Here is a 21043-nt window from a genome sequence, read left to right as displayed (position 1 = left end):
TACGTTTCATGTAATTACGTGCCATTTTAGCACGTAAAATCGAATAGAAATGGCAATTTTCTGGCAAGACATAATCAAGAGTTATGGCTTGCCAAGCCTGCGAACGAGGGTAAAATGGCCTGAAAGACGGTACAAACGGGACAGCAGAGCCACTTGAGGCTCGAAACGAGGAATGAGCGTGGTCAGCAAGGCAGATCGGTACCTGGAGGCAAGCGTTCGGGAGAACACCTCGAAGAGCTATGCGGCTGCCCTCACCCATTTCGAAGTAACCTGGGGTGGATACCTGCCCACCACTACAGAGTCAGTAGTGCGGTACATCGCTGAGTACGCTGACCAGCTGGCGCTCAGCACGCTCAAACAGCGCCTGGCTGCGCTCGCGAACTGGCACCAAAGCAATGGATTCCCCGACCCCACGAAAGCCCCCAAGGTCAGGCAGTTGCTGAAAGGCATCCGGGCACTACACCCGACTCAGCAGAAGCAGGCAGCCCCACTAGCGTTGCTGCATCTCGAAAAGGCTGTAGCCCATCTCGAAGGAGAGATTGTCCAGGCGAGAGCCGCTGGAAACATGGGCGCCGCCATGAAAGCAACTAGGGATATCGCCCTTCTCACTATCGGTTTCTGGAGGGGCTTTCGCGGAGATGAGCTGTCTAGGCTGACGATCGAAAACACGCATGCCGAGCGCTATGTCGGCATCAGGTTCTATCTCGGATCAAGCAAAGGAGACCGGCAGAACATCGGTCGTGAGTACAAAACGCCATCGCTGAGTAAGCTGTGCCCTGTAGAGGCCTACCTCAACTGGATCGAGGCTGCTGGCCTCACCCGCGGTGGTGTGTTTCGTGGAATTGATCGCTGGGGAAACATCAGTGATCGACCGCTTGCTGCTCATAGCCTGATCCCACTCCTTCGCGACACTTTGGCGCGATGCGGCCTCCCATCCCAAATCTATAGCGCCCATTCGATCAGGCGCGGATTTGCCACGTGGGCAGCAAGCTCAGGCTGGGATATCAAGACTCTGATGGAATACGTCGGGTGGAGCGACATGAAATCGGCGCTTCGGTATGTTGAGCCGGCTCAACAGTTTGGCGGCCTCATCAGGAAGCTGGAGGGATGAGCACGGGTTACCGCGTAGTGCCGTTGATTAACATCACCCTGTACGACCCAGGCCTCAGTTGATGGCCTGCTCATTCACGGCCATGATGACCTGAACGCAACGCCATAAGCTTCGAACCCCAGTCTTGGCCATTCGAGAAGTAATCGTTTGGGTAGATCGCTGAAAGGGCGCGCTGCTTTTTCGTCGAGATGATGTCTGCATACTACGGCCTGAGAGCCTGGCGCCTGAGGAACTCCTGGTAATTCTGAATGCCGTAGCAGGGCTACCGGGTAGCCAAACTTGAGCTTCAAATGTGCCCCCGAGCCGCCATGCGATGACCAGCAATCTCTATAACCCGGCCATGCAAGCTGCGCTCAGCGAGACTGTTGCCATGAAGGTTATGCCAGTAGGCCAGCCTGTCAGTGCCATGGTTACCGTGGATGAACCATACCTCAGTGATGTCAAGAATCGGTCGCAGGATCATGTCCAAGGGCAAACTGCACTCGAGGTCACCGAGGAAGACCATAGCCTCGGGAGGATGGAGCGTCACCAGCCGGATCACATGATCAAAGCCCCGTGAACATCACCGAGAAACCAAATCACTCCTTAGATCTTGTGCAGTCTGGACGTCTTGTCAATTCCCCATCAAGCAGGGCTGAAATGAATTACTTCATTCACAGCCTAACTGGGCTTCAGTTTCAGTAGGTACCGTAGAGGCGCTATTGAGGATGCCACACCCACTCACCTTGGTTCGTATTAATCGCAACCTCTACGACATCACAACGGCGATATTCAATGTTGTACTTGTAAGTGATCGTTTTCCCAAAGGGCAAGCTAATCGGTTTCTTCGGATTGCCCATCGACTCAGAGCACTGATTACGGTTTACTACAACACTGTTGATTACCAATCCCTCCGAGACGCCCACGATATTCACGGTGCGATAGGGAGTCCTGACAGTGCCATACTGGAAAAGATAATCGCCGACATCCACCTTCACGGGAGCTGTCTTTGACTGAGACGCTGCAACTGAAGGAGCTCCTTGCATATCGGGTGAAGGGACGCTCAGACCTACGAGCCCTGCTGACGTTAGGACGTTTGAGGCTCTAATGGTTTCCGACTTGCAGTCATAATGTCCCGTCTCCGTGCCGAGAGAATTCATCTGAGTAAAGTAGGCCTTCTGTTTCCCAGTATCCTTTTCGTACCCGACCGCAACAGCCCCTTCGATATCTTCATCGGTTCCGCGTAGAACGAAAGACTCCACCCCCTGAGGACTGCGATTCAGAAAAATCTGCACCCCTCCAGCAGGAGCGTTCAGCTTTATCACGCTTCCACCTTCATCAGGGTCGTCATCTGGCGCTAAAAATTCAATGTATGCAGTATCATTGACATGACTGAGGGTCATTACATCCCCACTATCGAGCGTGCATTGCAGGTCAAAGTTTTCATTCGCCTGAGCCGCAGGCATGAAGCCTGATGCGAGCATTAACGCAGCAACGACTTCCTTCATGATTCTTCCTTCCTTAGATTTTCAGCGTTGGTAATTGAGTCCAGAACCGTATAGGTACGCTAGATTCTCGATAGATAGCCTATTGCCACAGCCACCTAAGTCTAAGCTGGTATGGTATATCGATGAAAGGGTGGCGAGAGGCAGAAGTCGAAGGAGGCCCAACGTTCGCTCGTGAACCGTACATGGCATTTTAGGCTGGTCACCTGCCTTGACGTGCGCTCCTTAAGCGCTCCACCCACCACAGAACAGCCGGCTTCTGCAGCGATATCTACCGGGGCTAAGCAGATGCGGAGGAAGCTGGTAAAGAGTTGTTCAATTGACAGGGAGTCTGGGCATGCCACCCAACCCCGGTTATCTCACCCTGCTATAGATAGGAAGCCGTGATACAACGTCTGCTGCACACCTCACAAGGACACGCTAATCATGAAAGAGCTACGGACAGCCGCTGAAGTGCTTGAACGCCTTAGCCACAACCAGGACGCGTTGCGCGCCGCAGTCGAAGAGCTAGCCAAATGGGTTGGTGATAGAGGAACCAACAGCGTGGTTGGGAATGTAAACGGAGCCTTGGCAACCCTTGATGACAACATTGATGCGGTGCGGCAAGGAATCTCGGATTTAGTAGCGGCGAGCGTAAGGCCGTAAACGGGCCCCTTGAAGCTAGCCGATACAGTGCTGAGACTGATTGGGAGTCGAAATGATATCTGGAAAAGTGCAAATGCAAGCGGTGCCTGATCGCAATCAGAACAGGCAATGCTGGATGCTCTTTATGGGATGATCCGGAAGTAGCATTTTGCTCAAATCCCTCTTCACGACCAGAACGCCCCTCTCGAAAATGCCACGGCTTCGTCAGGTGCTCCGTCCACAAGGACATCAACCCCATGACCGCTATCATTCGTTTCCCTTGGCCTCTGCCATGGGTGCCGGCCATCGCTCCTTGCAGCCTGATCTCTGGCAGCGCACACCCACGGGCACCAGCTCGGCCGGCTCCGGACGGTAGGCTGCTACCCAAATCTCCCCATACAAGCCGCCCGCCATGCCGCACGCGGGCTCCCCATTGTCGAGCACCACATGGAAACGCAAGAGCGGGCGCCGTTCTGCATGATCGTTGAAGTTGGGAGAACGGTAGGCGGCTAGCACGGGCGCGGTTTCCCGCTGTTCGATTTTCATGGGGCTGGCTCCTATTGTTAAGGGCAGTGTAGACAAGCGAACCGCCGAGTTTGCGCTGGCAAGATTGAGTTAGTCGAAATCATCGCCGTTTCGCCTGAAACGTAACCCCCGCCCCCAGACCAATGAAAAAGGCCGCATCGCTGCGATGCCTTGACTTCATTTATGCCGGTAAGAGGAATCGCCCACCGACCTTCTCATTACGAATTTGAAGGGACACATTAGTCCTGAGGAGATTCGATTCGAAAAATTTCAGCCACACATTACAGCGATGACATCAACACCAAATAGATTCGCCCAATGTCATTGCAGTATCGCTTCAACATCCTGTAGCGGCGCTGCAGCCAACCATCACCCTTCAAGAATGATGCAGGATCAGCGATGAACTATCCGACTAACTGAAGGCTTTCATTGCCGTGTCACAAGTAGAACAAGCTGGCGACAGGTGCTTCCTGGAAACTCTCCCTCTAGCCCTTCGCGGTATCGCGGTGCATCACGCCCATTGAGAAAGCCCTCATTAGGGGGCTTTAGCAAACTACCGGTGGAGCGCGTCACTGGGCGAGCCAGCCTTCCACTACATCGGCGCCGTACTGGGCTTTCCATTCCTTCAGCAGCTTGTGATTGCCGCCTTTGGTCTCAATGATTTCGCCGTTATGCGGGTTCTTGTACTGCTTCACTTGGCGGGCGCGGCGCGGGGCCTTTTCAACTGCTGCAGGAGCAGAGGCACGACGGTTTGCTTGCGGATCCAGGACGTTGATGACGTGACGCAGATTGAAGCCGTACTCGGCCAGCAGGTCACGCAGTTTGGTCTCAAAAGCGATTTCTTGCTGCAGCTCAGAGCTACCCTTCAATGCTTCCAGCTCAGCCAGCTGGGCAGCCAATTGCTGCTCAAGTTGACGGAACTCTGCCAGACGAGACATAGGTAATCCTCAATACGATTAGTAGGAAACAGACTGACATCCTATACCATCAAGGGCTGTTTTGTTTGCCTCGGTATAGCCTTCATCCGTCGAGAAGCTCATCCAGGGTAACGAATGTTGCTCCACCATTTTCAGCCATGGCCAATCGTTTGCAATCCTGCCTGCATGAGGCCTTTGGGTGGCATGCGTGATTGGCACCTACACTTCGTTCTTCTTCCCCTAAGATCGGAGCACGACGATGCAGCTATCCACCGATTCTGTTGAAAATGTTCAACCTACACTGAGCTTGGACAGCGTCCGGTTTACGCATTGCCAGCTATCCTCGCAGGGCAAGTCTATTGCAGTGAGTCACTCCTGCTCTACCACAATGCCTGAGCATTATTCATGAGTGAAATCACTACCATCCCCTCTGATGATGTATCTGAGCTTCAGCATATCGTGCAGCGCAAGCTCGGACGCTGCCTGTTGCGCTTGCAACAATACGAACGGCAGCTGAAAGCCATGGTCGCGCATGGTGAGTTGAGTGGCCCTGCAGATCAGTTGCAGACCATCCGGGAGCAGAAGATCACACACACCCAGAAGAAGACCATGGGCACGTTGGTCGGGATGCTGATCGAAAGCTTTCTGACCTCGTCGCTTCCAAATGAGGAAAAATCACAGACGGAAAGCGATGCCAATGTGCAGACCTGGTTCAGCTATCGATGCCAGATGGAAATGCCAGCCGAGTACTATGAGGCAACGAAGGCCACCCTCAAGGAGTTGGTCGACTTGCGCAATGAACTGGTTCACCACTTTCTTGAGCGTTTCGATCTCTGGTCTGAATCAGGCTGCCAGGCAGCGGATGGCTTTCTGGAGGAAAGCTACGAGGCTATCAATCGGCATTACCTCAATCTGCAATGCTGGGCCAAAGCCATGGATAAGGCACGAACTGAAATGGCTTCGATTGTACAGAGCCAAGCATTTTCAGATGTGCTCGACGGCATCCACGCGGATGGTTCAGTCAGTTGGCCTGACAGTGGGATAGGCCGCTGTTTACGGGAAGCAGAAACCAAGCTTGCCGAAGATGGCTGGACTCGACTGAATGCAGCCATCCGCTGGATTGGTAGTACTGATTCAGAGCAGACACCCAAGCGCTACGGTTGCAGCAGTTGGAGGCATGTCCTGCACGAATCGCAGCAGTTCGAAATACGAAAATCCCAAGCTGGTGATGAGCATACTGTCGTCTGGTATCGCAGTAAGGCCAACTGAATGGACAACTAAATCGTCCCTCCTTTTGTAACCGCGCTGAACGACGGCGTCTGATCGATAGCTGCCAGTCGTGGATGACCGTGGCGAAATTGACGACACCCTTCACTGGTAGCTCGGGCAAGAACTGAGGCCGCCCCTCAAAGGTCGTGGCTTGAATCGACCGCTGCGGTTGAGTGCGTAGTCTTCAGGCCAGGTCAAGCATAGATTCCCGTTACCTATCCCAAGCCCGGAATGTCAGGCATTATCGAGCCAGATCGCTATGGCGATTTGCCAGCGGACTAGGTGAGGCGGAGGATAAGGATGAAAGACTCATTTTCACGGCGTAACGGTTTCTCGCAGGTCGATAAAGCCGAAATCACTGTCCGGGAAGACGCACCGCAAGCGCTGCAGGAGTATCTGATTCAATTGAGCTACGAATGTGGTCTCAAGCCATCAGATCTGCGCCAAATCATCTGCCAGACATTGAAGGTCTTGCCCGACAAGCAGAACTGGAGTGAGAGGCCCAATATCCACGAGGAAAACGTTCAGCGGCTTGAGCAGTGCAAGTGGTTCAAGGTGTATGACGTCATTGAGCGGCTCGATGATTACCTCGGCAACCGTAACTATGACTCTGGCGTGTACGAGCACTTCACTACTGAGCTGAACGAGTTCTTCATTGAGCACGGCATAGGGTGGAAGCTGCTGGATGGTCGCATCGAAATCCGTGGCTCTGAATCCTTTGAACAGGTTTTGACCTCGGCGAAAGAAACTGAGCATCAACATGGGCACGTCACGGCCAGCAAGGAATTGCACCAGGCGATTGCTGATCTTTCACGCCGACCGTCTCCAGACCCGACGGGGGCGATACAGCATGCCATGGCGTCGCTGGAGTGCGTCGCTCGGCAGGTCACTGGCGACCAACAAGCGACCCTCGGGAAGATCATGAATGATTCCCGAACACTGATTCCAGCGCCATTGGATCAGGCTGTCATCAAAACCTGGGCGTATGCCTCGGAGTTCGGGCGGCACATCCAGGAAGGGCGTGAGCCGTCTTTCGAAGACGCAGAGCTCGTAGTTGGCCTGTGCGCCTCGGTCAGCAGCTATTTGATCAAGAAATCGAAGTGACTTCAGAGGCTCACAAGATGATCTGGCAGAGCTGGTACTGGAAACAACCGCTGCTAAAGATGGCAGATCGTCTTGAGCACCTCAAAACGGCCAGTGCCCTGTCTGATGAAGAACTTGCCCAGGTGGAACGCGACATCTTTATTGGCTTCTATTCCGTCAGGAAGCTCCTAGAGGCCCCTGTCAAGATCACCGACAAGACCCGCCACCGTTCTATCGCACTTCATAAGCATCCAAACCTGAAGCGCGTGACATGGCGTAACAACCACCGCCTAGATGAGCTCTACGACCTCTCCAAGGCCAGTCAGGAGGGGCGAGACGTTATGTTTGTTTGCGGGCGGATCATTCATAGCTTCGTTTTCGCGCCATGTATGTCTGAGGGGCGCGGACTGGATGGGGCATTCTTCAGCTCAGATCTCGACAAGGATAAATGCCTGTACTTCATCAGTATCGATGAGGTGATTTCGTTATTTCGCCAGGTTGGGAATGATGACCCTTGCGACATTAAGTGGTCTCGTGACCCTGAGACAGGAAAAGAGACGCTTATCGTGAAGTGACCGCAGTGATAAGTGCTAGGTGGACGGGGAGTTCAGTCGATCGCGTAACGGCGGTCGATGGATGGTGCTGCACCCGTTGACTAATTGCCTGGGAGGCACGGCTACCGGGCGAGAAATACGTTCCTTAGATAACTAGCAGCAGGAAGATGATGTGATAGGGAATATTTTCAACATTTTTTCCCGCAGGAAGGAAAACCAGGCAGCAGTCAGAAAGCCGCTGACCCCAGGCTTCAGGCAACGGACGCTCATGCTGCTACGTGATGCGGGTGGCGGGGGTCTATTTGTAACCCTTGAGCATCTCCATGGAAAATTGACCTACTTGGTAGGCCGGGTCTCATTGAGTCAACGGCAGGGATTATCTCCACATGAAGATACCCTGCAGTTCCTAACCACGTGCAGCGATGCCCACTTTCTCGATGCAGTGGAGTACATCCTGCAGGCAGACGCACATATGTGCCTGGGCGGGCGGCAAGTGGACGTCGTGACTCGATTGAACGAGTTCTTAAGCATCGATGACCTGCCTTTGTCACCAAACAGGTCTGGGAGCCTTGGCAGGGCGAAGATTTCCGCAGTAGCCAGACAATAAGGCTTCTTGAGGAATCGAAGGTGATCCTCAAAGACAGTCAGGTGATCCATGAAACGGCAATTGAGCCGGCACTTCAGTTGCTCCGGCAACCCGCATTTCGCTATGCCAACACCGAGTTCATGGCCGCGCTTGAAGACTACAGGCATCGGAAATTCGGTGACTGTGTCACCAAGTGCAACACCAGTTATGAGAGCGTCATGAAAGTGATCTGCGGCCAGAAGCGTTTCGGCTACAGCGAGGGCGATAGCACTGCAAAGCTTTTGAGAACCATCATGGCTCAGACACAGATGGAGGGCTTTTGGGAGACACCGCTGATGGTTGTGGGCACGCTTCGCAACAAGCTGAGCTCAGCCCATGGCGCAGGAGAAAACGCGAAGGTAGTGCCTGAGCATATCGCTAGGTATGCGATGAACCTGACGGCCTCAGCTATCGTGTTCCTTCACGATCAGGCCTACTCAGGCAAGTAGGCCCTGAATGTCCTGCCAGGGTACTGGGGCCAGGATCTGTGCGCGGATTGGGGCTCCGATCTAGGCAGGCTCGGGGTCTGGTGGGCAGTGATCACATCGCACAGCCTTGTTGATGTAGGTAAGCCTTCGAGCTATAGGCCTGGTGCTCACGGATCGAGATCAGGTGAGCCACAGCGTTCCGGATTTTCTGAGTGAGCGTCATCTCCCCCCATCACCTATCGGATCTGAACACCAAATAACACGCAACGGGCTGCTACGCTGAGACGTACTGAAAGATAAGGCGTTTAGCCACCACGACCACAACGAGGTGTTTATGTGCAACGCATGGAATCACCCCAAAAATTGTACCTGCGGCTGGGGCGGGGAAGGACACTCGGGGCATTCGGGGCATTCGGGGCATTCGGGGTATTCAGGGCGTTCACCCTTTTTCAATTTCATGCCCGCTACGCAAAACTGGTGGCCACGTGCGCTGACGAGCACATACGACAGCTACGTCAATCCCAATGCCAGCTGCCCCGTGTGCGGCACGGCGGTATTTTTTTACCAATCGCCCAGTGGTGGCCGGGTCTTCTTCGACGAGCTTGGCCCAAGCACCCGTGTACAGACAACGCCAGCCGCCCCGGACAACTCGCTTCTGCCCCGAGCGCCAGCAACGGCGCGGCCAGCTATGCTCGGCAACCTTCCGGCTGGCAGGCTTCCGGTATCAAGTCGAGCATTGGCATCGACAAAGACGTCCACCCGCCTACAGACAACACCAGTCGCCCCGAAAAACTCGATGCTGCCCCGAACGCCAGCACCGAAGCGGCCAGCTATGCTTGGCAACGTTCAGGCTGGCAGCCGTTCGCTATCAAGTCGATCATCGGCATCGACAAGGACTTTCTCAAGATCACGGGAATCCTGGATCACCAGCGTATTTGCCTCTACATCCAGCGGCTAGTCGAACACCATTTACACACTCAGGCATTTTCCGAGAAAAGCCTGGCCATGGTTAAAGCCAACCCCGACACCAGCCAGCAGCTGTCGATCCTTCTGCCCCATGGGGTGCCGATCACCCTCAGCGCCTTCCTGCTGCTAGCGGATGCGCGAAGTGACCTGAGTCAGCGGATTCAGGCGAAGAAAGCCCAAACCAGCGGCGCCCATTCCACCGTCGCGGCGCAGTCGAGCAAACGCCCGAGCACCCTCAGCCGTCAGCCAAACCGCCTCCCCCCGCCACCTCCTGGCAAGACGACGATGGCCCTTGCCTTCAGGAGGGCGCAAGAAAAGAAAGACAACACCTAAGCCCGCTCATCGCTCTACGCGTAATTGGCGATTAGGTTAAATCGCCCCCCACAGTGATCCGCCGCCTGGTAAAGCAGAAGGGGCAAGGTGCCTCCATCGAGCAGGCCAGAGAAGCTGCCAAGGCAACCGCCAGCTTTGCTGGGCCTATGCGAAAACATGCTTGATCATATAGGTGTTCACACGCTGCTTGACATCGACAGCTGCGCTCGACTCTTCGATACGCACCGTCATCTGGTGCACTACACCTCGGCGTTGCGCTATCCAGTTTTTGTAGACGGTCTGAACTACAGCGGCAGCCCAGCCATGCTCAGTCGCTCCAGCTTGCGGCGCCAGGTTGAAACCCACTTGGCGGAAGAGATCAGAGTCTTGGGCCCGCAATGTTTGTAAGTACCGCTCGGGCCGAAGGTGGCGGAGGTCTTCCAGCATTTGCAGGCCAAAGGCCTGCTGAAAGCCGAACAAATTCTTGATGGGCTCCCTCACCCATCTGGCGCTAATGCAGAGCGCATCAGCTATTTCGTCGGCAGAAAACCCCGAGATGAGCTGTCGACTCAAACCAATCCGATAGTGTTGGACAGCGCCAAATCCAAGATCTTGGACAAGCTGGCGAAGCTCCAGGCGCTGGAGCGCTTTTAATCGGAAGGAGGGGGTTCCCCCTGCTGTAGATCTTAGTCACCGCCTGGGGTGGGGCGGCAATTCCCCCCCCTCTCTCTTGCTGGGCTTGCCCAGCTTACTGCTCAGCAGTACAGCGGCTCTGGTCTTCAGTAGCCGCTTTTTTCTGTGCTCGTTTCGGCTCTGTCCAATCTAGCAATCGCGTCTTCATTTACAGTACACCGTCCATAATTCATCAATCCGTGTGGTAAAGCTCTGACTCATCATCTCCCGTCGCATGCCCCACTACGGGTCGACCGGGACGCTCGACAAACGCATCGTCCCCCTACCCCATCGTCCATTCACAGCATCAAGCACTCCCATGAGCTTTTCGCTCGTCGCGGTCTGGGCAGCAGCGAATAGGTCACCGGTGATCTCGTTCCGCTTACTGAGGTCAAGTAGCAGCACCTCGGCTTTGCTGTAACGAAAGCCTTCCTGATACACGCGTTCCATACCCTCCTGGGCTGCATTTGTCAGCAAACGCGCGTCATCTGTTGGGTATAGCAAACCGGCACGCGATTCGACGTCCGAGGGCAACGCAAGCCTGAGGCTCGACGATTAGGGCCTCTGCGAAAAGCGTGGTGAAGAAACTACCGCCCGGTAAGCGGGATCTGATCTATAAGGTGATCGACAGCCGGACTCCACTGGAGTTGGTGAACTCTCTGGCGCAGCACCTGGATGACTGATCTAGTGTTTCTCTGTAGAGGCCGCCCCACCGCCAGATGCGCACCCGGGAGTCGCACGAAGGAACGACTTTGTTGGCGCTGATGCGACATTGATCAGAGCTGCCGAAAATCATTGGCCCATTCGAATGCCAGTAAGTTATGGCCGTGCTCGGGATTTCAGAATTGCACATGGGTCAGCTAAATCAGCAATCTGGGATAAAATCGCTTCAGCGCTAACAGCCTCTTCACCTCCCCCGTTTTCAGGCAGAGCTACCAGCCGCTACTGTGGCCTTATCTGTTTATGAGCAATCTTGGCCCAGTACCTGATCGATGGTTTTACTGGAAGCGTGGTGTCATGCGCGAGCCGCTCTATGAATGAGAGCACGAGGTCGAAGGTACCCATCTCCCTGGATCGCGCGGCGACGTCCTCAGGATTTCTGAAAACTGAGATTCCCGCGATGTTTGTAGAAGAGATCTGTCCACTCGCTGTCCATAGGATGTGGGCCGCATGAGCTGAAGCATATCGCTCCTTGTCCTTTGGTTTCGTGTCTCTGGATCCACACTCAATCCCTAGCACAGACTCATCGAACAGGCCTTGAAGGGTGTCGGAGACCATCCTCATCTGGTTAGCGGAGGTGCGCAAAAAAGGCTTCTTCTCAAAAATGTCTTCCTCGTATAGCTCAGGCGCTCGGTCGCTCGGCTCGGGAATTGTGACTTCCGGCTTCGACTCGCTTGTGCTCACACTAGGAAGAGGTACGGGCGCCTCAGGCAGGCCTCTAGCTTTCCAGTTTTCCTTGGCAGTTGCCAAATCAGTTTCTGCTACCTCAGCCGCTTTTTCCCAAGTGCTCCGGAACCAGTCCAAGACTTGCTTGTACTCATCGCGCTCAGGGTCGAGCAACACCCCGGCTTCAGTCCAGCCCAATGCCTGCCCCTCGAACCCGAGAGCAGCATCAGAGAAGTTGGCTGACCCCACGATAGCGCCCGCATTGGAAACAACTACCTTGGCATGCAGTCGGCTAGATTGCCTCATGCGGATGCCAGGCTGCGCCATTATGCGTTCTACAGCATAAGGGTTGGTTCCAGGGTGACTCAGATTGCAAATCAGCCTGCCGGCTCCTTGGCGGGGTATCAGAGCTTCTGAGCCATTACCCCAGAAAGCGACTGCCACGCCGTAATCGGCATCGGGGGCCTGAATGAGATTTTTGATTGCCGACAAAATTTGTTCGCGACTTCCCAAGAACATTGAGCAGACTCCTTCCGTTGGCAATGGTATTGCAACTCTCCCAGATTGGAGCGGGAGAGCGGCGGAGGTGATCAGGGCCCGCTGATTGAATAATCGGACGGCACCCTACGGAAATATTGGTACCTAAATGACGTCAGCCACCAGAGGTAGGATAGGCCACTTAGCCACCACGCGTAACCGCAACTAGCAACCGTCCTTTATCCGCATTCTGGGAAGTGCGCCCTTGCCTGTAATGCAAAAACCAATGAAGGCCTGCTCACCTTGGCTTGGAGGCGGCCACCATCGATTTTTTAAACTGGATCATTCCTATGCCTATCACCTTATCCTGGTGTGTGAGCTATTAGGTCGGATAGAGTCATGATGAGGCCATCAATACTGTTGCTTCAATCTCTTCGAGTTCTGCGACGGCACTGCTTAGCTCTAAGTTTGCACGTTCGACAAGATCGGCCGGCAGCTCTTTCTGGACAGACACACCCAGGTCTTTAAACTCAGCAGCTTGTTTGATCAGGTTCCCTTTTCCGATGTACAACTGACCGAAGGCCTTGTCGTAACTTTCACGAGCTCTGTTCAATTGGTTGCCTACCCCCTGCATGCTGGTCAGGAAGCCATTGAGCTTGTTGTAAAACTTCTCAGCTCGGTTGGCCAGTTCAGCTGTGTGCTTGTTCTGATCTTCGAAGCGCCACAGCTGGCGGACGATGTTAAGACTGGTCAACAGCGTGGTGGGCGTGGCGACCAGCACGTTACGTTCGATAGCCCGCTGGAACAGGGTTTCGTCGTACTTAAGGGCTTCGACGTAGGCGGACTCGATCGGAATAAACATAATCACCACCTCGGGTGAGTTCAGGCCAGGCAGCTTGAAATAATCTCGATCGGCCAACTCATTGACCCGGTCACTCACCGCCTTCGTATGGGCCTCCAACGCTTGAACGCGCTCCAAATCGTTATCGGCGTTTACATACTGGGTGTAGGACATTAACGACGTCTTGGCATCGATGATCAGATGCTGTTTTTGTGGCAGGTAGACGATCGCATCGGGACGTTGTCGGCCCTCTTCAGTGGTGAAACTGACTTCCCGTTTGTAGTCGATACCGAGTCGCAGGCCTGAATTGTCCAGTACGTTCTCCAGCATCAGCTCACCCCAGTTTCCCTGCACCTTCTTCTGGCCTTGCAGGGCGGTAGTCAGCTTATCGGCTTGGTCGGTGATTTCCTTGTTGAGCGTTTGTAGGTTCTTCAGCTCGGTTCTGAGCTCGATGCGCTGCTCCGCATCTTTAGCATGAATGTCCTCCACCTTCGCCTTAAAGCCTTTCATTTCAGTATGAAGTGGGTTGAGCAAGTTGGTAATGCTCTCCTGGTTCAGCTCTTTAAACGCCTTGCCTTTGCGCTCCAGAACCTCATTGGCGAGGCGTTCGAACTCCTTGGTTAATTCCTCCCGATTCTCCTGCAGCAGCTTCAACTGCGCGTCAAAGTGTTGCTGCTTTTCAGCCAAGGAAATTTTAAGTTGACCATGGGAGTTGTCCAGTTCCGCATATCGGTCTTGTGTGGTCTTCAATTCGATCTTGGACTGCTCCCACCACGTTTTGTAGTTGGTTAACGCCTCCTGCTTTTCTTCCAGTTGCGTCTGCGCCTTTTTTAGTGTCTCGCGGATCTCAGCCAGTTGAGCAGCGGTATGCTTTTGCGCCGCATCGGCGGTTGCCAGCTTTTCATCAAGCTGCGTGATGCGCTGATCCTTCTCTTCGATACGCTCCTTGGAGGTCGTACTGTAAGCTACAATTTGCTCTTTCAACTTGTTCGCGGCTTCCTGTGCCGTAGCTCCGACCTCACGAGCCTGCTTTTCTGTCTGACGCAGGGTCTCGAGTTCGGCTTTCTGGGCAAACCAATCACGTTCAAAACGCTCTTGAACAACCTGTTTCTCTTCCAGCTGGGTCTGGGCTTTCTTCAGTGCCTCTCGACTTTCGGACAGCAGCTTCGCTGTGTTAGTTTGTTGCAACTCTGCGGCGACTTGCTTTTGATCCAGCCCTGAAATGCGTTGATCCTTCTCTTCGAGGCGCTCTTTGAAGGCGGTACTATTACTGGCTAACTGGTCTTGCAGCTTGACGGCCGCTTCTTGTGCTTTCGAACTTGTCTCTTTGGCCGCTTGTTCGGATTGTCGCAAGCGATCTATCTCAGCTTGCTGGGTGACAATATCACCCTCAAGACGGTCAATCCGTGCCTTACCGCTATCCCGTTCAGTTTCCAATCGTGCGTAAGCAATATCCAGTGCTGCTTTCTCTCCAGACAGGCTGCCAAGTGTGGCCTGATGTTCCGCCAACTCTGCCTGAACTCGCGTCAGATCGGCCTGTGTCACTTCCAGCTCAATCTGGAGCTGCTGGTTGTTGCGCTGGGCACGCCAACTGGCGATCACCCAGGCCACGATGAAGGTCAGCAATGGCGATATGATGAGAACCACCAAATTTTCCATATCCACTCTCCTACATCAAAGTTGTAATTATTTAAGGCGAATGAGGTCTCAGGCCTTTAGCGTAGCTCACCCCAAGGATAAAAAATGTTCAACAGGATGCTGAGGGACGTCGCGCTTGATACACGAATGACGAGAGCCCGCAATCAAACCTGAAACGGAATCTATCGCAGTCTCATGCCGATTGAAATCAACGGCGGGATGTTCATGGAATAAGTGGCCGGATGGTCGCGGAATCCGCAGGGCGAGTTGGAACACTTTTAAATCCTATCCGGCGCAGTAAACCCTGCGACTTTTCATTTTGAAGCAAAGGAGCTGGCCAAGCAGCTTGATCCATCCTGGAAGTTCTCGATCGACGAAATGGGCACGCTGCGCAACAGAGCTCTGGCTTACGCTTCCGGACAAACGATTGAGTTTGGCGGTCGCGCATGGCCTGCGCTGTACACGCCAAAAAACCAGACGCTGATCGACATCTTCGGCATTACAGACGCCGAGCAACAGCAGCTGCGTACGATCATTACACCGGCGTTGGCTACCGAGCGCGACACTGTCCGTCAACGTGAAAAACGCCGTGCTTCAGGTGTTCTGGAGCGTGCTCAATATGAGCAGAATCGTCAGCAAAAAACGATGGATCGAGCGGCACAGATCAAAGCCATGAAAGCTGAAGGCAAGAGCGCAAGTGAGATTGCGAAAGAACTGCAGCAGGCGCTCGACCTGGTCGTAGCCATCGGCGCCGGGGTGGGCATCGAGCAACTGGCCCAGCCAGCCCAGCAGCCCAGGGCGCTGCCCTGGAAAGGCCGGCTCCCGGCTCAGCAGCTGCTGGAGGCGAGCGGTGCGGTCATCGCGCATGGTGTCGAAAACCTCGGGCCGGTGTCGTACTACGCAGCATGCCACAGCCGCCCAGGCTGGTCACCCAGTCCTATGGGACATGGTGGCCATAAACCGCATGACTGGGCGTCGCGGAGGTCGTTTCGGGGCCCCCGATTAAACATAAACGCCGTTATTGGTACCTGGTGCGCACGGGAACGCGAGCTCTGATTTCAGTCAGACGTCAGCAGCTGTCATCGAAACTGGCAACTGGCAGGCTCTTCAGGCTCGACTCTCCGAACTAGGACTGACCGCTGTAGATATCACCGGTCTTCAGGAGGACGTCGAACGAGCACTCGCAACAGGAAGCGAGGAAGAGAAAAGGAAGGTATACGATCCATGAACCCCACCTACCACCAGATGGGGGCCAGGTTTACCGTGGCATCTCCGGCGAGCAGTTCCACGGCAGCAGCGCTTCGTAGTCTGCTACTGACGACGCATGTGGCAGTCGCTCAAGTACGTGGCGCAGCCATGTATAGGGTTCCTGGCCGTTGACCTTAGCGGTTTCGACCAGGCTGTAGATCTGCGCGCTGGCCGTGGCTCCCTGGGGCGTGTCACTGAACAGCCAAGCCTTGCGCCCGATGACAAACGGCTTTATTGCCCGCTCTGCCAGGTTGTTGTCGATCGGCAAATGGCCCGCTTCGACGTTTTATCGGGTGCTGCGCGCGGCAGGGCAACAACAGCGTCGAGGCCGCAGCCAGCGACCTGGTCGTCATGCCACTCCAACCACCCATGCGGCGCACGCGCCGAATCAGGTGTGGTCGTGGGACATCACGTACCTACCGTCGCCGGTGCGGGGAAAGCATTACTACCTGTACCTGATCGAGGACATCTACAGCCGCAAAGGCGTCGGCTGGGAAGTCCACGAGGATGAAGATGGCGCAAAGGCTGCGGCGCTGTTGCAACGCAGCGTGATCAGCGAGCAATGCTTGCGCGAACCGCTGGTATTGCACTCGGACAACGGTGCACCGATGAAATCGACGACCTTGCTGAGCAAAATGTACGACCTGGGCATCACGCCATCGAGTGGTCGACCGCGGGTGAGCAACGACAATCCGTACTCGGAGGCGCTGTTCAGGACACTGAAATACTGCCCGCAATGGCCACAGACGGGATTTGCCAGCCTGGATGCGGGCGAGGGCCTGGGTACGCGACTTCATACGCTGGTACAACCACGAGCATCGGCATAGCCGGATCCATTTCGTCACGCCGGCAGAACGGCACCGAGGCCAGGATCAACAGATTCTCGCTCAGCGGCATGAGCTGTATATGCAGGCCCGGCAGGCTAGCCCAGGGCGATGGTCAGGGCCTACACGAAACTGGGAGCCGATAGGTACCGTACTGCTGAACCCTGATCGGGAGCAGCAGTACGCGAAAGAAGCGGCATAGTTGGATGGTCGACGCGACAACTACCTTGAAAAACGCCGCTCCTTAGAAACATCCCCTCAACACAGACGCCCCCACCCCCTCCAGCTATGGACAGTTGGATCCTTGGGTGGGCGCTCATCACCATAACCAAGTAGGTCAGTCAGCGCATCAGCCACGTTGCAGCAGTAGAATAAACTCTCCCAAAACCTCGTCGGCCCTGATGATTCCAGTCGTGCTACCAACACCGGAAACCTCGTGCCAAATCTAGATCTAAAAATCTGCACCATGTCTTCAGTACCTGGCTGTTGAATTACCAGGTAGATGGCATTGTTAGATCGTACGGCAGCAAGGTGATCGCCGTGGGTGTAGTCCTTGAGATCCAGGCATGTGGAGGTCAGGATCCCGGCCTCTGCGAAGATCGATTGCCATGGCAATGTCAGCTCAGAACCGAGGCCCTGCCCAAGGATGATGAGCTGTTTGCGATCCCAGCATTCCGTCGAGGCGATGCCCTGGGAAATTGCATGGGAGCCTTCCGCCGCTCGTGAGAACGCGTGCGCCAAATCGTCTTTGTCGACCGCGCCAATCACATCATCGCCAAAGGCCTGCCTATTCAGCTGGTAGGCCAACGCCGAAAGCATGAAGATCGAGCCGCAATTCACAAAACGGCTATCTCGAGCCGGATAGCTTGCTGAGACCATGCACGATGTCTGAACACCGGCGTTTAGCAGCTGCGCAGCAGGCCCCTGGACATCGCCTGTGATCAGGGCAGAAGCTGGCGAGCCTCGATTCACGATGGATTGAGCCACACTAACGGCATCCTCATGCCGCCCCTTCATTGAGATCAGTACCGGGAGTGATCGAAGAAGCGGCTTCCGGCAGTAGTCCATGGCTGACATCAACTGACTTGGAGCTCCAACAGATTGCTCAATCAGAGATGCACCATAAGCTGCAGAGATTTTCGCGAGCCCAGAAGCAATCCATATCGAGGCTGGCGCTGATCCCAAAATGGAGGCTGATGGAATCTTCGCTGAGTCCGTCATCCGCTCTTGAATCATCGCCAAGTCCGACCAAGTCAACGCCATTAGTTCATCTCCATTACCAACGGTTGGAGCGCTTTCCAGTTTTCCACTGCGATTCCAAAATCACGTTCTTCAGGCTGCCCTTCGTGGTAACGCACCGCGTCGACCAAGTACATCGCTGAGAGCTGGTAGTACGCCATGCACGCGCGCACCTGCAGCACCCTTCTGCCATTGGTCATGTGGTAATCACCCTCCGCAATACGGCGCTGGCTTTCAGAAAGCTTTGCTGAAGGGACGAGGATGATCTCTACCGTCCGGTTCCACTCTTCATCGAGCTCCTGCGGCACCCAGGTCGAAGTCGGCTCTGGACTGACCTTGATGATCCGCGAAGGCACCAAATCCAAAAACGCCTGGCGCTTTTCATCCCAGGCCCGGACATGCCAACGCACTTCAGTCTCAACAATGGCATGAGGGCTAACCACACGCTCTTCTGGATTTGACGCCTTCATTGACTGGTACACGATGCGTAGCGGGATGTGGTTCCTCGCAGCCATGGAGATGCTTCGTACCAATGCCGGATCTATCCCACGCTTGAGCGAGGTTATACCGACCATGTCAACGCTCTTGAGGGTCGAGTCTTCTGTGGCGTTTCCCTTCAGCCACAGCTCGTGATCCTTAGGGAACATCGGCACGAACCCGTCACCGGCCACGTAAAGCTTTTTCCTTGGGTCATACCTGAGATTTTCGGGGGCGAGTTTCTGGTAGAGCGAGAAATCGTTCGTCGCTTGAGGCGGAGAAATTCCGAATCTAAGAACGAGGTCAGAGCGGTTTAGCTCACCAACCCACCACAGGCGATCCTCAATCCATTGCAGGCGCTGGCGCACCACGGCGCCGTTGCGAATGGAATCCAGAATTTCGAGAGGGTTGTTTGACATGGCTTCACTCATAGCCATATGATACTAATAGTCATTATGAGCATTCAACCTCTTCAAAGGAATTTAGAAGCCATGGGCGATGTTTGTGTAACCGCCGAATCCGCCGTTTGTAGGCCTTTCGACCCTTTGGAATCTGGTCTGGATCGCATTGTACCGCCCCTGGCTGTCCTGCAAAGCGAAGGAACCTTGCTCAACGTGTCGGCTGAAGACCAACATCGCCGACAAGAGCTTGTAGATCAGCTGCTGGCGCTTCCCCGTGAATCGCTGCAGAACATGCGACATTTCCAGACACAGATTGGTTGTCTCAATCGCTGCAGCTTTTGTAGTCAAAGCGCCGGCACGACGCTGTGGAACATGAGTCGCCGTGATCTGGCCAACCTCGTGGCCGCCATGAAGACGGTAGCCCTCGCCTGGGCTCGTGAAGAGGGCGAAGTGTGCGCAAAACCTCTCGACGGCGCCGGCCTGTTCACGCCGGGATTCGTTATGCCCAAACACGGGTTGATCGGAAACAAGCGCAATGATCGCCCTGGCGTTATCTACTGCTACCTGGACAACGATCCTGCCGCCTACCCGCACCTGGACGATCTTGTGCAGTGGCTCCATGAAGACCTTGGCGCACAGGTACGTATCGCAACGGTAGGCTACAGCCGACTCAATCCAACGATCCAGGCGATGCACGAACGCATCAGCAGCAACCTCATGTCAGGCATCGCGGGCCTACGTCTGTCCTTCTCGCCGTACACCTACGGTTGGACACAAGCTGCCGAGCGTGTGGGAGCAGCATCACGCGACGACTTCGAGCAAGACATCGCGGTTATGCTCGACACCTACCGCAGCACGTTCCTCTCCAAGCGTAAGGGGCGCAAAGGTGCCTGCGTAGAATTGCGCTTCCGTCCGCTGGTGGTGCGAGCAGAAGTCGAAGTATCTGAGATTCAGGGGCGTCGTGTACTTCGTGCAGGGCCCTACCTGGTTGTACAGAAGTCACCACATCATGCCCTCGACTTCGCCAGCATTACCGATGCAAAAAGCCACGGTACCGAGCTCTCGCAACCAGGCGAGCCTTGCTGGTTGATCTACGGCCACGAGCAGGTCATTCAGGATGACATGCTGGCGCTGATAACCAACCTGTCTTTGGCTAACTCGCTACCACCATCGATTCAGTGTCGCGACGCCCTGCTTCACCGGCTGCAGAACGAAGACGGTGAATATTTCGCTGTTGATGCGGAGCGCCGGCCCGACGGGGTTACTGCCAAGTACTTCTACCCTAAAACCGATGGGCGCCCAGGGGCAGGCTATATCGACGGTGAGCGGTACCTGCTGAACCTGCTTATTCAGGCGAAGTCCACAGGGCAGAATGTGACCTGGGCTGATGTAGAGCACATCATCACAGCACTCTATGAGCAGGCCAATGAGCTGACCTGTCGCGACCCACGCGCAGCGGCATACATCCGTGAGCAGGTTGTCGAGGTGCTCAAAAGCTACGTGCGCGTCCTGCAGCTCGCCAACTATCCGTCCACGGCCTTCTTTGACAAAGACCTCAGCGTGGACACCGGGCACATCTGTAATCTGGGGCGTGCATATCACGAATACAAAGCTATCGCCTCACGGCCTGACTTGCCGTTGACCCCAAACCATGAACGCGCCTTCGGCCTCACCGGTGAGCTTGCCGAAGAGGGCGAGGCTTGGCGCCTGGCGGTTGCGCCGGTGCTTGGAGCATCTTCGACAAGCAGCGCACGTGGCGAACGCAACACCTACAAGGACACCCCTTCGATCCTGGTCGAGCGACTGGATCTGGCGATGACAGCCACCGAAGCGGGGCAATCCAAGGAACGGTTCTTCCTGAAAACTGAAACTATCGAGCGGATCACTATTCGGGATGCACTCAGCTTCCCCGTGATCCCTGGTCACACAACAGGAGTTTAAG

18 protein-coding genes and 4 pseudogenes are annotated in these 21043 nt (G+C 55.0%); 12 read left to right on the top strand and 10 right to left on the bottom strand.

Translation table 11 applies throughout. From position 1 onward, the window contains the following. The first annotated feature begins 172 nt into the window (after positions 1-172). Complete coding sequence (locus FPB55_RS12240; RefSeq protein WP_054889904.1) at positions 173-1111, top strand: tyrosine-type recombinase/integrase; 939 nt, start codon at positions 173-175, stop codon at positions 1109-1111. A 313-nt stretch (positions 1112-1424) separates the two neighbouring features. Then, on the top strand, positions 1425-1670 hold the full coding sequence (locus FPB55_RS26265; protein ID WP_054889905.1) for a hypothetical protein: 246 nt from the start codon (positions 1425-1427) through the stop codon (positions 1668-1670). A 139-nt stretch (positions 1671-1809) separates the two neighbouring features. Here FPB55_RS26265 and FPB55_RS12230 read toward each other — a convergent pair whose 3' ends face one another. Continuing rightward, positions 1810-2598, bottom strand: coding sequence for a hypothetical protein (locus tag FPB55_RS12230; protein ID WP_054889906.1), 789 nt, complete (start codon positions 2596-2598; stop codon positions 1810-1812). Between the two features lie 423 nt (positions 2599-3021). On the opposite strand from FPB55_RS12230, the gene FPB55_RS12225 reads away from it, so the two are divergent. After that, positions 3022-3240, top strand: a complete 219-nt coding sequence (locus FPB55_RS12225; RefSeq protein WP_054889907.1) for a hypothetical protein — start codon at positions 3022-3024, stop codon at positions 3238-3240. 246 nt (positions 3241-3486) lie between these two features. Here the strand turns inward: FPB55_RS12225 and FPB55_RS12220 are convergent, their stop codons facing one another. Both FPB55_RS12220 and FPB55_RS12215 read right to left on the bottom strand, forming a co-directional pair. Next, the gene (locus FPB55_RS12220) at positions 3487-3765 is read right to left on the bottom strand and encodes a hypothetical protein (protein WP_054889908.1); all 279 of its coding nucleotides are present in this window, start codon (positions 3763-3765) and stop codon (positions 3487-3489) included. Positions 3766-4313: 548 nt separating this feature from the next. Next, on the bottom strand, positions 4314-4682 hold the full coding sequence (locus FPB55_RS12215; RefSeq protein ID WP_054889909.1) for a histone-like nucleoid-structuring protein, MvaT/MvaU family: 369 nt from the start codon (positions 4680-4682) through the stop codon (positions 4314-4316). Positions 4683-5066: 384 nt separating this feature from the next. Between FPB55_RS12215 and FPB55_RS12210 the strand changes: the two genes are divergently transcribed. From FPB55_RS12210 to FPB55_RS12190, 5 genes are all read left to right on the top strand, one after another. Continuing rightward, positions 5067-5930 (top strand): OST-HTH/LOTUS domain-containing protein, encoded by an 864-nt coding sequence (locus FPB55_RS12210; protein ID WP_054889910.1) that lies wholly within the window; start codon positions 5067-5069, stop codon positions 5928-5930. Between the two features lie 300 nt (positions 5931-6230). After that, positions 6231-7034, top strand: coding sequence for a hypothetical protein (locus FPB55_RS12205; protein WP_054889911.1), 804 nt, complete (start codon positions 6231-6233; stop codon positions 7032-7034). Positions 7035-7051: 17 nt separating this feature from the next. Then, the gene (locus tag FPB55_RS12200; protein WP_137138338.1) at positions 7052-7588 is read left to right on the top strand and encodes a hypothetical protein; all 537 of its coding nucleotides are present in this window, start codon (positions 7052-7054) and stop codon (positions 7586-7588) included. Positions 7589-8194: 606 nt separating this feature from the next. Beyond that, a complete protein-coding gene (locus FPB55_RS26605; protein WP_238706633.1) occupies positions 8195-8641 on the top strand; it encodes an abortive infection family protein in 447 nt (148 codons plus the stop codon). Positions 8642-8965: 324 nt separating this feature from the next. Continuing rightward, the gene (locus FPB55_RS12190) at positions 8966-9919 is read left to right on the top strand and encodes a hypothetical protein (protein ID WP_054889913.1); all 954 of its coding nucleotides are present in this window, start codon (positions 8966-8968) and stop codon (positions 9917-9919) included. Positions 9920-10063: 144 nt separating this feature from the next. On the opposite strand, the gene FPB55_RS26260 is transcribed toward FPB55_RS12190, so the two are convergent. Together FPB55_RS26260 and FPB55_RS12180 are read right to left on the bottom strand one after the other, a co-directional pair. Next, positions 10064-10471 carry a hypothetical protein gene (locus FPB55_RS26260; RefSeq protein WP_064314782.1) on the bottom strand — a complete coding sequence of 136 codons (408 nt, stop codon included), beginning with the start codon at positions 10469-10471 and terminating at the stop codon, positions 10064-10066. 264 nt (positions 10472-10735) lie between these two features. Beyond that, positions 10736-11068 (bottom strand): annotated as a pseudogene (locus FPB55_RS12180) (DUF4113 domain-containing protein); the annotation flags it as partial. Between FPB55_RS12180 and FPB55_RS26600 the strand changes: the two are divergent. Continuing rightward, positions 11068-11253, top strand: a pseudogene (locus FPB55_RS26600) (hypothetical protein). The pseudogenes FPB55_RS12180 and FPB55_RS26600 sit on opposite strands and share 1 nt — an antisense overlap. Before the next feature lie 259 nt (positions 11254-11512). Here FPB55_RS26600 and FPB55_RS12170 read toward each other — a convergent pair. Next, positions 11513-12475: a phospholipase D family protein gene (locus FPB55_RS12170; protein ID WP_054889916.1), complete on the bottom strand. Its 963-nt coding sequence runs from the start codon at positions 12473-12475 to the stop codon at positions 11513-11515. 355 nt (positions 12476-12830) lie between these two features. Next, complete coding sequence (gene rmuC / locus FPB55_RS12165) at positions 12831-14933, bottom strand: DNA recombination protein RmuC (protein WP_081264871.1); 2103 nt, start codon at positions 14931-14933, stop codon at positions 12831-12833. Between the two features lie 357 nt (positions 14934-15290). Here rmuC and FPB55_RS12160 point away from each other — a divergent pair, with 357 nt between their 5' ends. Further along, the gene (locus FPB55_RS12160) at positions 15291-15968 is read left to right on the top strand and encodes a hypothetical protein (protein ID WP_137138310.1); all 678 of its coding nucleotides are present in this window, start codon (positions 15291-15293) and stop codon (positions 15966-15968) included. A gap of 202 nt (positions 15969-16170) precedes the next feature. Here the strand turns inward: FPB55_RS12160 and FPB55_RS12155 are convergent. Continuing rightward, positions 16171-16443, bottom strand: a pseudogene (locus FPB55_RS12155) (transposase domain-containing protein); the annotation flags it as partial. Between FPB55_RS12155 and FPB55_RS12150 the strand changes: the two are divergent. Further along, positions 16436-17186, top strand: a pseudogene (locus tag FPB55_RS12150) (IS3 family transposase); the annotation flags it as partial. The pseudogenes FPB55_RS12155 and FPB55_RS12150 sit on opposite strands and share 8 nt — an antisense overlap. A 56-nt stretch (positions 17187-17242) precedes the next feature. Here FPB55_RS12150 and FPB55_RS12145 read toward each other — a convergent pair. Further along, the gene (locus FPB55_RS12145; RefSeq protein ID WP_054890472.1) at positions 17243-18247 is read right to left on the bottom strand and encodes a hypothetical protein; all 1005 of its coding nucleotides are present in this window, start codon (positions 18245-18247) and stop codon (positions 17243-17245) included. Beyond that, the gene (locus tag FPB55_RS12140) at positions 18247-19119 is read right to left on the bottom strand and encodes a WYL domain-containing protein (protein WP_064314783.1); all 873 of its coding nucleotides are present in this window, start codon (positions 19117-19119) and stop codon (positions 18247-18249) included. Before FPB55_RS12140 ends, FPB55_RS12145 begins: the two co-directional genes overlap by 1 nt. A gap of 72 nt (positions 19120-19191) precedes the next feature. Here FPB55_RS12140 and FPB55_RS12135 point away from each other — a divergent pair, with 72 nt between their 5' ends. Beyond that, positions 19192-21042: a hypothetical protein gene (locus tag FPB55_RS12135; protein ID WP_137138311.1), complete on the top strand. Its 1851-nt coding sequence runs from the start codon at positions 19192-19194 to the stop codon at positions 21040-21042. Position 21043: the final 1 nt, after the last annotated feature.

This window comes from Pseudomonas sp. BJP69, assembly GCF_007633355.1.
GTDB lineage: Bacteria > Pseudomonadota > Gammaproteobacteria > Pseudomonadales > Pseudomonadaceae > Aquipseudomonas > Aquipseudomonas juntendi.
This window is presented reverse-complemented; position numbering and strand designations above follow the sequence as displayed.

Bases quoted from the DNA above. Each gene is read 5' to 3' on its own strand.
- FPB55_RS12140 (WP_064314783.1), bottom strand. From the start codon at position 19,119: ATGTCAAACAACCCTCTCGAAATTCTGGATTCCATTCGCAACGGCGCC.
- FPB55_RS12225 (WP_054889907.1), top strand. From the start codon at position 3,022: ATGAAAGAGCTACGGACAGCCGCTGAAGTGCTTGAACGCCTTAGCCAC.
- FPB55_RS12145 (WP_054890472.1), bottom strand. From the start codon at position 18,247: ATGGCGTTGACTTGGTCGGACTTGGCGATGATTCAAGAGCGGATGACG.
- FPB55_RS12135 (WP_137138311.1), top strand. From the start codon at position 19,192: ATGGGCGATGTTTGTGTAACCGCCGAATCCGCCGTTTGTAGGCCTTTC.
- FPB55_RS12205 (WP_054889911.1), top strand. From the start codon at position 6,231: ATGAAAGACTCATTTTCACGGCGTAACGGTTTCTCGCAGGTCGATAAA.
- FPB55_RS12170 (WP_054889916.1), bottom strand. From the start codon at position 12,475: ATGTTCTTGGGAAGTCGCGAACAAATTTTGTCGGCAATCAAAAATCTC.
- FPB55_RS12230 (WP_054889906.1), bottom strand. From the start codon at position 2,598: ATGAAGGAAGTCGTTGCTGCGTTAATGCTCGCATCAGGCTTCATGCCT.
- FPB55_RS12190 (WP_054889913.1), top strand. From the start codon at position 8,966: ATGGAATCACCCCAAAAATTGTACCTGCGGCTGGGGCGGGGAAGGACA.
- FPB55_RS12215 (WP_054889909.1), bottom strand. From the start codon at position 4,682: ATGTCTCGTCTGGCAGAGTTCCGTCAACTTGAGCAGCAATTGGCTGCC.
- FPB55_RS26265 (WP_054889905.1), top strand. From the start codon at position 1,425: ATGACCAGCAATCTCTATAACCCGGCCATGCAAGCTGCGCTCAGCGAG.
- rmuC (WP_081264871.1), bottom strand. From the start codon at position 14,933: ATGGAAAATTTGGTGGTTCTCATCATATCGCCATTGCTGACCTTCATC.
- FPB55_RS12220 (WP_054889908.1), bottom strand. From the start codon at position 3,765: ATGAAAATCGAACAGCGGGAAACCGCGCCCGTGCTAGCCGCCTACCGT.
- FPB55_RS12200 (WP_137138338.1), top strand. From the start codon at position 7,052: ATGATCTGGCAGAGCTGGTACTGGAAACAACCGCTGCTAAAGATGGCA.
- FPB55_RS12160 (WP_137138310.1), top strand. From the start codon at position 15,291: ATGGGCACGCTGCGCAACAGAGCTCTGGCTTACGCTTCCGGACAAACG.
- FPB55_RS12210 (WP_054889910.1), top strand. From the start codon at position 5,067: ATGAGTGAAATCACTACCATCCCCTCTGATGATGTATCTGAGCTTCAG.
- FPB55_RS12240 (WP_054889904.1), top strand. From the start codon at position 173: ATGAGCGTGGTCAGCAAGGCAGATCGGTACCTGGAGGCAAGCGTTCGG.